The organism is Marinilactibacillus kalidii (assembly GCF_017599325.1).
Classification (GTDB): Bacteria; Bacillota; Bacilli; order Lactobacillales; family Carnobacteriaceae_A; genus Marinilactibacillus; species Marinilactibacillus kalidii.
In genome coordinates this window covers 1-11,573 of the sequence record NZ_JAGFVM010000039.1, presented here as the reverse complement: position 1 = coordinate 11,573, position 11,573 = coordinate 1, and the positions used below count along the sequence as shown (strand labels likewise).

Genomic DNA, 11,573 nt, shown 5'->3' with positions numbered 1-11,573 from the left:
AAAAATGAAACCTAAAAAAAGAAGACCTATCGAATGAAACCGATAGATCTTCTTAAGGGTAACTAATGTTACCAACACCAGTTGACACAGAGCCGAAAATGTCTTGTGTTTGTAATCGACTTTTTTTATTTGTTTGTAAAGAAAGGGTTTTATACCGTTGGATATTGATGATTGTTCGTGTATCGCTAAAAGCGAAGATAAGTTTAGATCAGAGAAAAAAGTTATTGTACCTTGTATACACGATTGATTGAGATAATTTTCAAACAATTAAAAAATAAACCCCTGAAATGAAACTGACCATATTAACGTAGGGATGAAAATAAGTAACCGGTTAAATGTATGTAAACTATATGTATATTACATAAAATTAATGTAAATAAGACGGTATTTGCTTAATGCCTTGTAGTACAAAGCCTAGACAACATCTCCTAAATGTTAAAATAATCCTTAGAGGAAAGTACGCTAGCCATCGCTAAATCATAGAAATAATAAATAGATTAAAATATGTGAATATTATCATATTTTAATATTATTATTTGAAAGCAATCTTTATTTTCAAATTTTCTTTTAATTTTCGTGTTTGTGTGGTACACTATAGTTACAACTTTGTGAGGTGAGTCGATTATGCCAATTACTATAGCAAGTATAAAGCAAAATCTTGACGGTCAATTAGGAAAAGAAATCAAATTGACAGCTCAAGCCGGACGAAAAAAGACGACAGAACGCAAAGGGATATTAACAGATACGTTTCCTTCAGTGTTTATTGTTGAATTGAACAAAGATGAAAGTGCTTATGAACGTGTTTCATATAGTTACACCGATGTTTTAACGCAAACAGTTGAACTTGAATTTACAGGAAATGAATTTTAAAATCGTACTTAGTTAGATGAAAGTGAGTCGTAACGACTTACTTTTTTTATTAGCTAAGTCCATGCTTTTACATAGTTAAAGAGGCTGATCTGTATTTAATCGGATCAGCCTCTTTTTATGGTGCAACAATTTCTACTTTGATTCGATCTGGATCTTCGAAATAAATAGCGTAATGATTAGGACCACCAGCATACGGATGGGCATCAGCATAAAGTATGGGAACGTCTTTTTGAGATAACAATGTTGTCAATTCATCTACGTGTGCTCTAGACGATGCATAAAAGGCAAGATGGTTCATACCCACTTGTTTCCTGTGGTATGGAATAGTCGCAAATTGTTTTTGAACTTGGACAAAAACAATGTAAGTAGAATCTAGCTTCCAACTCCGACCATTTTCCCATTTTTGGTAAATCTCGTAGCCTAATTCAGTCAATAACCAGCCCCAAAAATCAATGGACTGCTTTAAATCGGAAACATAAAACTCAATATGATGTAATACACCTTTTTTCATAAACGGACCTCCAATTCTATCTTCAGTATAAACTGAAAATGGTTATGAAGAAATAGACTAAAACTGAATACTTATTAGCATAGACAGTCCGTATCACAGCAAGACAGATCGTCTAAAAACATTTGATAGTCTTTATAAAGTTGTAAGACGAGCGGATCAACAGGTATCTTTTCGCGCTCTGCAATAATGTTAGCGATATAGGCAAATCGTTGACGGTATTTATAAATAAAACAAAGAATGACACCCTCATGCTCGACTTGAGAACCTACCATGAAAATATTGTGATAGATAGTGGATTCATCTTGTTCAGTTAGCAAAATTCGATGACGATCAAGATCGAAGAAGGGCTTCAGAATTGGCGATTGTGATACCGAGAAGCCAGTCGCAAGAATTGGCTTCTGTGTATGCTCAAAAACTTCTCCATCACTAGTAGAAAGAAAATAAGCGTCATCGCTATGGTGTATTTCGCTTATTTCTACCCCTGTATGAATACGAATATAATCAGAAACTTCTCTATAGCGGCTTTTTGTATACAAAGACAGAGATTGGCTTGGATCAGATGAATCTGAATCAATTCCTGCGGTTCGTGTATAAATCGTAGAACGGATGTTGCGCTTTGCTAGATTGATTGCTGCATCGAAGCCGGATTCGTTACCACCTATAATCGCTTGTTGCGAATTTGTATTAAACTGGCTATAGTCTTTTAAATCGACATAAAGGATACTGTTCTCAGTTCCGCGAATATTTCCTAGGTAAGGGTAAGAAACATCTCCCAAAGCCATAATGACATACTTTGTTTTGTATTGTTGCTTCTCTCCTGTAAGGATATAGCCTGATTCGTGCTGCTCAATCTTTAAGACAGTTTCTTTCGTTATGACGGAAACATCAAAAAACTGTGTGACTTCTTTAAGATAAGCTGCATAAGAAACACCTGAAAGGTGTTCTTCTTCCGCGTAATAACCAGGGGAAGTATCGGGAGTAATGGCATTCATATCTGGAAAACCAAACCCATTCGTGTTGAAAGACGGCGAAATAAATCTGGTTTTATCATTCCAGTCTAAAAAAGATTGTCCAACTTCTCCTTTATCGATAACAAGAATATCTTTGATACCCAATCTTTTTAACACTACAGCAGTGCCGATACCAGCAGCACCAGCACCAATGATTGTTACGAGATTATCTATTTTCAATTAAACTAACTCCTTTTCTTTTTTTAAAAAATAAAGTGATCCAAATACTGATCAATGATCCTGCAATGGATAAAATGACAACAAAGAGGATGCCCAAAATCTGAATTACCGGAAACCATGAGGCAGTGCCGGTGGATAATAAACCGGATTGTCCTTCTGGTGTAAATAGTGGATTAGCGAATAAGATCAAACTTACTGCACCAATTAATCCACCAAGTCCATTTAAAATAAATGAATCGACTGGATCATCAATGGTGGAGTTGATTTGGACAATGCAAGTAATCAAGCCACTTATAAAAGTAACAAACATCATCTGTAGTGGAGAAACATATCCTACCAAAGCGGTACTTGTCACGAGACCAACCATTATCCCTGTTAAGATATCTTCGCTTTGAACCTGCATTCTTTTGACGAAAAGAAAACCTAGACAACCAGAGCAAATGGCCAAGACAGTATTTAATAAGACAAGCCCGATTTGACCTTTAACGCCACCGAGAGGGCCTAAATTGAAACCAAACCAACCGAAACAAATCAAGGTTGTTGCGATATAATTAATCGCTAAATTTGAGGAATTTTCTGGAACGTCTATAGTCTGTTCAGTGAAATATCTCGTCAACATAAGACTGGTGATACCGGCAGTCAAGTGGACAACTAATCCGCCAGAAAAGTCCAACACCCCTAATTGATTGAAAAAACCTTGCGTATTCCATAGCATAAAGGCAATCGGTGCATAAACAAGAACCATCCAGACAGGAATGAATACAGCGAAAAATGGCCATCTGACTTTATGTATCAATGTGCCCACAAACATACCGGCTGCATATAAAAAGAAACAACCTTGTATGATCATATTTAGTAAGGTTTCAACGTGTCCACTTTGTAAAAGAAAATAATAATGAGAGAAGTTTTCCCATATATACCCATCATTTACAAAAATGATAGGATACCCTACTAGTGCCCAGGCCAAGAACCCTACAAACAATCCAACACTCGTCATTACCAAAGTGTCACTTATTGCGGTTTCCTTGGTAATCGTTGCATAAAGTACAGGCACACTGAACAGCATAGGCCACATCACCAAAATACAAACCATTATAAAAAAATCGTTCATTCACTCACTCCATTCTTTCTAAAACGTAATCTTTACGATTTAGAATAAGTGTATCATATTCTGTCAAGTACAGAGATGAATGCGTTATTTTTTTAATTTTGATGAATCTCTTTTAGAATAGAAATAAGCAAGGTCTGGTCTGTGAGAAAAGATTGTCTAATGAAAAGGAGGAAAATAGTGGAAATTATTGAGAGAGCACCAGCAAAAATCAATTTAACATTGAATGTACTGGGAAAAAGAAACGATGGCTTTCACGAAATGAGAATGATCATGACATCAATAGACCTATCCGACCGATTAACACTAACCTCTAAAGAACAAGACGAAATCACCTTATCTTGCAATGCTGCTTTTATTCCTCTAAACAAAAAGAATATCGTTTATCAAGCTGCACGTTTGTTGAAAGAAACGTATGGTATACAAGCAGGTATCCATATTGCTATTGAAAAAAAAATACCCGTTGCAGCGGGATTGGGCGGGGGTAGTAGTGATGCAGCTGCCACACTCCGAGGATTAAATCGATTATGGGCGCTAGATTTATCTTTAGAAAAGCTAGCAGAACTCGGCGAGAAAATCGGATCCGATGTCCCTTTTTGTGTATATGGAAAAACGGCTTTTGCTACCGGGAAAGGGGAAATTATTCAATTAATCAATGATTTTCCAAAATGTTGGGTAATTGTAGTGAAACCACCTAAAGGCATTTCGAGTTGGACGGTATTCGAAGAACTTGATCTCATGTCTATTCCTAGATACGACCACCAACGAATGATTGAAGCAATCAACGCGAATGATTATGAAGAAGTGGTTCAATATGCAGGGAATGCACTAGAAGAAATCTCTACTCAACAGCAACCCACGATAAAAAGGATAAAGGACAAGATGGAATCATTCGGCGTAGATGTGGCCGTGATGAGTGGGACAGGACCAACTGTGTATGGGCTGACTAGACAGCGATCTAAAGCTCAAAGAATCGTTAATGGGTTAAAAGGGTTTTGTAAAGAAGTCTATTTAGTGAGAACCTTAAATTAAAACGGGAAGACTGACTCTTCAAAGAAAGAGCTGTCGCTCCGTTTTATTTTTTTTGAAACAAGCGTTGACAAATCGTAACCATTACGATATAGTAGTGTATCGTAATGGTTACGATTTGAAAAGAAGGTGGATGAATTAATGATGTATAAGGGAATAAAGGTTTCGGGTATTGTTTCAATGGGATTATTATTAGCAGCTTGTCAGGAAACTTCTGCAGATGATACAAACGAGCAACAAATACAAGAGCAAGCAGTGCCTAGCACACTAGAAGTTAAAGGCATGGCGAACCATTATCATACTGGCGACGAAATAGAATTAACAGCAAAAGCTGATGAAGAACTAGCAGCTGGAAACTTGCAATGGTACATAAAAGGCGTTGAAGCCAGTGATTGGACTGAAGTTTCTGGAATGACTTCAGCTGATTTTTCAAGAGAAGCAACCGAATCTGGTCTTCAAATAAAAGTCGCTTATTTAGGAGAGGAAGCAGCTGAAACAGTGGAATCAGAACCTGTGGAAGTTGAAATTGATGACCACGGTGCTAATGATGAAGTAGGCAAAAGAATTTATAATGGATTTTTCTATAATGATGAAATCGAAGATCGGCCACTAACGGATTGGGCAGGTGATTGGCAATCCGTTTATCCTTATCTCCAATCTGGCGCCCTAGATGAAGTCTTTGAAGAAAAGGCAAACAATAGTGATACTATGAACGCTGAAGAGTACAAAGATTATTACGATATTGGCTATGTGACAGATGTGGATCGCATGGTCATTGACGCAAACAGTTTTACCTTCTATCAGGAAGATGGTACGGAAATGAGCGCAGAATATGACTATGATGGCTATGAAGTTTTGAACTATGAACGTGGAAACAGAGGTGTTCGTTATGTTTTCAATAAAGTTGGTGGTTCAGAAGATATGCCTGAATATATTCAATTCAGCGATCATGATATATCAGAAGTTGAAGCACACCATTATCATCTTTATTGGGGTGATGACCGTGCGGAGTTGTTAGAAGAAGTGGAAAACTGGCCAACTTATTATCCTTCTGATTTGGATGAAGCAGGGATCGTTAGAGATATGCTTGCGCATTAACCAACCTTTTATTGAGATTTCATTGACTTGATCACTAAAAGTGTGATATCTTTTAAATCGTAACCTATACGATTTTGGTAAATGGCGATAACCTTAAAAGGGTTTAGTATTTATAAAATGATCAACTAATTAAACAAGAAAGACTAAATGATTAATAAGAGAAGCTACTTTCAATGTGGTTTGGAAGTAGCTTTAACTATGGAGAAATTAAAAGAATAGAGAAACAAAGGAGACGATTAAATGAAATTGAAACGATTAGCTTCTACGACGGTGGGACTAACAATCGCTGCATTGCTAGTAGCCTGTACTAATGAAGAAAGTAGTGAAGCGCCTAAAGAAGAGGCTGAACTATCTATTGTAACTTCTTTTTATCCGATACATGAATTTGCCAGTATAGTAGCGGGAGATCGTGCAGAGGTTAAAATGATGGTTGGTGCTGGAGATGACGCACACCATTATGAACCAAGTGCACAAGATGTGGCGGCTGTAAATGAAGCAGACTTGTTTGTGTACAGCAGTGATGACATGGAAACTTGGACAGAGAGTCTCTTTAATACGATTGATAATGAAGAGCTTGTTATTTTAAGTGCAGCTGACGGTGCGATTTTAGATCCTAAGCAAGAGGACAGTGAACAAACCGGAACTGATGAAGTCATGATTGAAGGCGCATCAGGCCATTATCATACAGGAGACATGATTGAGCTATCAGCACAAGTAGCTGATAATGAAGCATTAAGCAGTTGGCAATGGTTTACTAGAGAAGACGATCAAGCAGATTGGGAGACTGTATCTGATGCGACGAGCTCAGAATTAAGTTATGAAGCACCAGAATCTAGTTTCGAAGTAAAAGCAGTCTTATACGGCGAAAACGACGAAGTCTTCGCTGAGTCTGAACCAGTCATGATTGAAATAGATAATCATGAAAATGAAGCAACGCACGAACATGGGGAAGATGACCATGACGACCATGATCACGATGATGAAGCAACGCACGAACATGGGGAAGATGACCATGACGACCATGATCACGATGATGAAGCAACACATGAGCATGGGGAAGATGACCATGACCACGAAGGTGAAGCAACACATGACCACGGACACGGGGAAGAACCCGTAGGCGCTAATGGTGTAGAAGTGGTTGGGCTTGCAGGACACTACCATAGTGGAGATGGGGTTACACTTGTAGCAGAAACAGAAGAAGCGGTTAATGAATGGCAATGGTCTACACGTGAAAATGATCAAGCAGAGTGGACACTTGACCCGGATCAAACTACAGAACAATTTACTGGTGAAGCAGATCAAGAAAGCTTTGAAGTACAGGGTGTTGGGCTAAACGATGCGGGTGAAGAAGTAGCTAATACAGGTATCGTTTCAATAATTGTTGATAATCATGAAAATGAAGATCCACATAGCTGGTTAGATCCTGTATTTGTTCAAGAACAAGTGAATGGTATTCGAGATGCTTTGATTGAAATTGATCCAGATGGAGAAGACGAGTATACAGAGAATGCAGCGAATTTTAACGCAGAACTTCAAGAACTTGATCAAGAATTCCAAGAAGCTTTTGAAGGTGCGGAAAATCGAGTATTCGTCGTTCAGCATCAAGCGTTTGGTTATATTGCAGAACGTTATGATTTAGAACAGATTGCTATCGGTGGCTTATCTACGGAAGTAGAACCTAGCCCTTCAAGAATTGCTGAAATTGGCGATCTTGTAGAGGAATATAAGGTACCAGTTATTTATTACCAAGATGGTGCAAATTCTTCGATTGCCCAAACAGTCGCGACAGAAACAGGAACCGAAACGGCTGTGCTTTACGATTTGGAGAGTTTATCTGAAGAATTACAATCAGAAGATATGGGATATATAGAAGCGATGAAGCAAAACATTGAGTCGCTTAAATTGAGTATCAATTAAAGTAAGCAAAATGAATCTGAGGGCAGTGCTTCAAGAGGTAAAACTTGAAGTGCTTGTCCTTTTCTTCCGTTCATAGAAAGTATTGCATTGCTGAGCGGATTAAAGTAGAATACCGAAGAGGCGTTAGGTGTTTGTAGAGAGGGTGTAGAAATGCATTATATAGAAGTAGAAGATCTTGCTTTCCATTACGAGAACGAACCTGTATTGGATAATATTTCTTTTGAAGTTAATTCTGGCGAGTTCGTCATGTTAACAGGAGAAAACGGTGCAGCGAAGACGACATTACTGCGTAATATTTTAGGTTTATTGAAACCGACAAAAGGAAACGTTCAAATATCTAAGAAAAACAGATGGGGGACTAATTTAGTTGTAGGGTATGTACCTCAACAAGTCGCTTCATTCAATGCTGGCTTTCCAAGTACCGTATTGGAACTTGTACAGTCTGGAAGATACCCCAGAGGTAAATGGTTCAAACAATTGGATAAAGAAGATAAGGAACATGTTCGTCGCTCGCTTGAATCTGTCGGAATGTGGGACGTCAGACATAAAAGAGTTGGGGAGTTATCTGGTGGACAGAAACAACGGATCTCACTTGCACGTGTATTTGCTACAGATCCTGACCTATTTGTTCTGGATGAGCCAACGACTGGTATGGATGTAAAAGCGAGAGAAGAATTTTATAAATTATTAAGACATAACAGCGAAGCGCATGGTAAAGGTATCCTGATGGTTACTCACGATCATGATGAATTGAAGCAATATGTAGACAAACATATTGAATTGATCAGAAAGGAGGATTCGCCTTGGAGATGTTTTTCTATGGATTCATGCAAAGAGCCTTCCAAGCATCTTTCCTCATCTCACTGATTGCGCCTATTTTAGGACTATTTCTTATCTTACGTAGACAATCTTTGATGGCAGACACATTGTCACATGTTTCTTTAGCAGGTGTGGCTTTAGGGATGCTAATAGGTGTAGACCCAACCATCATGAACTTACTAGTAGTGATGGGTGTGGCAATTTTACTGGAGTATTTGAGAATCATTTATCGCACGTATTCAGAAATTTCCATTGCGATTTTGATGTCTGGGGGAATGGCTGTTGCTTTGGTATTGATGGGGTTAAGTAATGGTGGAACAACTGTTAGTATTGACCAGTTTTTGTTTGGGTCGATCGTCACGATCAGCCAGCAACAAATCTGGATGCTATTGTTTTTAACCATTACCATCGTATTACTTTATATTATCTTCCGAAAACCAATGTATATTCTTACTTTTGATGAAGAAACAGCATTCACAGCAGGTTTGCCCATAAAAGTGATGTCTATCCTATTCAATGTTTTAACTGGTGTGACAATCGCGGTTATTATGCCAATCGTTGGAGCTTTGCTTGTCTCGGCTATCATCGTTTTGCCCGCAGCGATATCGATGCGGTTAAGTAAAAGCTTTACGGGTGTTATTTTAATCGGTATTTTGATTGCGATTTTCGGGATGATCACTGGATTGATGTCTTCTTATCAATTCGGAACACCTCCAGGCGCAACCGTTACCTTAATTTTTATTGCGGTCTTTATTGTGACACTCGGTTACAATCATATCAAATCTAAAATACAATCAAATAAAAGATAAAAAAACGAGACTGGGGCTTTTTCCTAGTCTCGTTTTTAGTCATTAAAGACGTTAAGTGTTTATGTCCTAGCCATTTTTTTATTTACTTTTTTAAAAAAATCATTTACTATTATGCGTGACGATATATCGCGTGACATAATAAAAATCGGAGGCAATCAACTTGGAATATAATGGCGGACCCATGACGGAAGCAATGTACTATATACTACTCGCATTATTGAAACCGAGTCATGGTTACCAATTGATGAATGCTGTCAATGAAGTATCTGATGGAAGAGTAGAAATGGGGCCTGGGACACTCTATGGCGTTCTATCACGTATGGAAAAAACAGCATTGATTATGTTGATTGAAAAAGAAGGAACCAAAAAAACCTATCGACTTACAGCTTTAGGGAAACAGGCTTTGAAAGAGGAATTTGACCGATTGAATGCAATGGTAGAAGATACAGTGCGTTTATTGGAAGGAGATAGCGAACATGTCGAAAACAGTCATTAAGTTGAGACCGACGAACTATTACAATATTGGTCAATATGAAAGCTGGTTGTATGATATGTCTCTTAAAGGATTACATTTGAAGAGATTAAACCTATTAACAGCAACATTTGAAAAAAGTGAACCAGAAAAAATGCGCTACCGTTTGGACTTTAATAAAAGTAGCCGTGAATTGGGTGAACAAGTATCACTCTATGGTCAAAATGGGTGGATACATATAACTACTTTTGGTGAATGCAGTATATACGCCTCACCTGAAGATTCAAAGATTCCTGAATTACATACAGATACAGTAGAACAAGCCAATTCATTGAAAAAGCATGTAGTGCAATTAGGCCTTCTAGCTATGGGATCTCTACTATTGGTTTTATTTATTGGCTATCATTCTTTCCAATCTTTGATCTCAAATCAATTTATGCTTAGTGAGAGAGAGAAGTGGGGAGAACTTTTATTCCAATTGATGTATATGAGTATTAGTATTGGTTTTATCAGAGATTGGTATACGTTGTGGTCAATAAGAAAAAGATTACTGACAGGTGAAGCAATCGATCATCATGTACCGTGGAAAGCATCATTTTATATAAGAAACATCTACAATGTAGTGATTTTGATCATCTGTTTAAGTTTCATTATCATAACGATCTTTAATCTTTTAAACAATCTGAATTGTCAATATAAGCTAGACAAATACGACCCATCAATATAACTCAAAAATACTTCTAAGGGTGTTTGATAATTTAGTGATTTTCTAGGGATTCGGTTTCGTCTATCGGCTACGCCTGATACAAAATTCTGATCTACTAAATTAAAATCCATTTCTTTAGGTAGGCCATTTCGTCGCAGTAAACCATTTGAATTTTCGTTCAAAGCCCTTTGTGAAGGCGTACCTGGATCTGCAAAATAAATGGACACATCATGTTGGTTGCAGATTGACTTCCAGTTTGAGAACTCTTTACCACAATCAAAAGTAATGGACTTAAATAGACATTTGGGAATAGAACTGAACCATTGGTTCAAGGTGGTTTCTATATCAACTGCTTTACGTCCTTCTGGTTTTAACGTGATGATGACTTTCGAAAGTCTTTCGACTAACGTTATAATGGCGCTTTTGTGGTGTACACCAACAATGGTGTCTCCTTCCAAATGTCCAAACTCTTCCTTAAATAAAGGATAATCGGTTGTTCTTTCTTCAATCGTTCTTTTAAATGCTTGTTTTCCTCGACGTTCTTTATGACCATTGGGCTTTCTTTTTCCCTTCATGGGAAGTAAAGCTTCGTCGAATAGGTGTTCATTGAATCGACGATAAAGCGTTCGGACCGAGCATCCAATAGGCTGTTCCGATCTACCAATAATGACATCGGGCGTCCAGCCTTTAGCAACTTGATCCTTGATATAGTCCTGTTGTTTAATAGGAAGAATGATTTTCTTTCGTCCGCAACGTTTTTTATTCAATTTGTATTGTCGATAATAGTCAAGAATTGTAACACCTTGCTTTAAAGCCGTAACGACGTTATGGATAGTTTGCCTTGAACGATTAATCAATTGAGCGATTCTAGCGGTTGATACATTATTATGGTAATACGATTCTATCAATACAAGCTCGTCCGTGGTAATATGGGAATAGGTCATTCGTGATCACTCCTAATGTTTTCTTTGGTCGGAAAATACATTTTGAGTGTACCACGAATGGCTTTTTTATTTGTCTAGCTTAATTTTACAATTCACG

12 protein-coding genes are annotated in these 11,573 nt (G+C 37.7%); 8 read left to right on the top strand and 4 right to left on the bottom strand.

All coding sequences use genetic code 11. The annotated features are described in order from the left end of the window. Positions 1–624 precede the first annotated feature (624 nt). Positions 625–870, top strand: a complete 246-nt coding sequence (locus J5J05_RS09550) for a Veg family protein (protein WP_208560461.1) — start codon at positions 625–627, stop codon at positions 868–870. Positions 871–985: 115 nt separating this feature from the next. On the opposite strand, the gene J5J05_RS09545 is transcribed toward J5J05_RS09550, so the two are convergent. The 3 genes from J5J05_RS09545 to J5J05_RS09535 form a co-directional block, all read right to left on the bottom strand. Continuing rightward, positions 986–1,381: a VOC family protein gene (locus J5J05_RS09545; protein WP_208560460.1), complete on the bottom strand. Its 396-nt coding sequence runs from the start codon at positions 1,379–1,381 to the stop codon at positions 986–988. A gap of 74 nt (positions 1,382–1,455) precedes the next feature. Continuing rightward, positions 1,456–2,571 carry an NAD(P)/FAD-dependent oxidoreductase gene (locus tag J5J05_RS09540; protein WP_208560459.1) on the bottom strand — a complete coding sequence of 372 codons (1,116 nt, stop codon included), beginning with the start codon at positions 2,569–2,571 and terminating at the stop codon, positions 1,456–1,458. Beyond that, positions 2,558–3,682, bottom strand: coding sequence for an ammonium transporter (locus tag J5J05_RS09535; protein WP_208560458.1), 1,125 nt, complete (start codon positions 3,680–3,682; stop codon positions 2,558–2,560). Before J5J05_RS09535 ends, J5J05_RS09540 begins: the two co-directional genes overlap by 14 nt. Before the next feature lie 177 nt (positions 3,683–3,859). Between J5J05_RS09535 and ispE the strand changes: the two genes are divergently transcribed. The 7 genes from ispE (at position 3,860) to J5J05_RS09500 (ending at position 10,553) form a co-directional block, all read left to right on the top strand. After that, complete coding sequence (ispE, locus tag J5J05_RS09530; RefSeq protein ID WP_208560457.1) at positions 3,860–4,711, top strand: 4-(cytidine 5'-diphospho)-2-C-methyl-D-erythritol kinase; 852 nt, start codon at positions 3,860–3,862, stop codon at positions 4,709–4,711. Positions 4,712–4,849: 138 nt separating this feature from the next. Next, positions 4,850–5,806 carry a ZinT family metal-binding protein gene (locus tag J5J05_RS09525; protein WP_208560456.1) on the top strand — a complete coding sequence of 319 codons (957 nt, stop codon included), beginning with the start codon at positions 4,850–4,852 and terminating at the stop codon, positions 5,804–5,806. Positions 5,807–6,046: 240 nt separating this feature from the next. Then, complete coding sequence (locus tag J5J05_RS09520) at positions 6,047–7,726, top strand: metal ABC transporter solute-binding protein, Zn/Mn family (RefSeq protein ID WP_208560455.1); 1,680 nt, start codon at positions 6,047–6,049, stop codon at positions 7,724–7,726. Between the two features lie 150 nt (positions 7,727–7,876). Beyond that, positions 7,877–8,593, top strand: coding sequence for a metal ABC transporter ATP-binding protein (locus J5J05_RS09515; protein ID WP_208560454.1), 717 nt, complete (start codon positions 7,877–7,879; stop codon positions 8,591–8,593). Then, positions 8,530–9,354 (top strand): metal ABC transporter permease, encoded by an 825-nt coding sequence (locus J5J05_RS09510; RefSeq protein WP_208560453.1) that lies wholly within the window; start codon positions 8,530–8,532, stop codon positions 9,352–9,354. Before J5J05_RS09515 ends, J5J05_RS09510 begins: the two co-directional genes overlap by 64 nt. Positions 9,355–9,514: 160 nt before the next feature. Further along, the gene (locus J5J05_RS09505) at positions 9,515–9,850 is read left to right on the top strand and encodes a PadR family transcriptional regulator (RefSeq protein WP_208560452.1); all 336 of its coding nucleotides are present in this window, start codon (positions 9,515–9,517) and stop codon (positions 9,848–9,850) included. Then, a complete protein-coding gene (locus tag J5J05_RS09500; RefSeq protein WP_208560451.1) occupies positions 9,831–10,553 on the top strand; it encodes a DUF2812 domain-containing protein in 723 nt (240 codons plus the stop codon). The genes J5J05_RS09505 and J5J05_RS09500 overlap by 20 nt, the downstream gene beginning before the upstream one ends. Here J5J05_RS09500 and J5J05_RS09495 read toward each other — a convergent pair. After that, the gene (locus J5J05_RS09495) at positions 10,517–11,476 is read right to left on the bottom strand and encodes an IS30 family transposase (RefSeq protein ID WP_208559100.1); all 960 of its coding nucleotides are present in this window, start codon (positions 11,474–11,476) and stop codon (positions 10,517–10,519) included. The genes J5J05_RS09500 and J5J05_RS09495 overlap by 37 nt on opposite strands. Positions 11,477–11,573: the final 97 nt, after the last annotated feature.

Excerpts from the sequence above, each read along its gene's own strand:
- J5J05_RS09550 (WP_208560461.1), top strand. The coding sequence starts at position 625 with ATGCCAATTACTATAGCAAGTATAAAGCAAAATCTTGACGGTCAATTA.
- J5J05_RS09545 (WP_208560460.1), bottom strand. The coding sequence starts at position 1,381 with ATGAAAAAAGGTGTATTACATCATATTGAGTTTTATGTTTCCGATTTA.
- J5J05_RS09535 (WP_208560458.1), bottom strand. The coding sequence starts at position 3,682 with ATGAACGATTTTTTTATAATGGTTTGTATTTTGGTGATGTGGCCTATG.
- J5J05_RS09525 (WP_208560456.1), top strand. The coding sequence starts at position 4,850 with ATGATGTATAAGGGAATAAAGGTTTCGGGTATTGTTTCAATGGGATTA.
- J5J05_RS09520 (WP_208560455.1), top strand. The coding sequence starts at position 6,047 with ATGAAATTGAAACGATTAGCTTCTACGACGGTGGGACTAACAATCGCT.
- J5J05_RS09515 (WP_208560454.1), top strand. The coding sequence starts at position 7,877 with ATGCATTATATAGAAGTAGAAGATCTTGCTTTCCATTACGAGAACGAA.
- J5J05_RS09500 (WP_208560451.1), top strand. The coding sequence starts at position 9,831 with ATGTCGAAAACAGTCATTAAGTTGAGACCGACGAACTATTACAATATT.
- J5J05_RS09495 (WP_208559100.1), bottom strand. The coding sequence starts at position 11,476 with ATGACCTATTCCCATATTACCACGGACGAGCTTGTATTGATAGAATCG.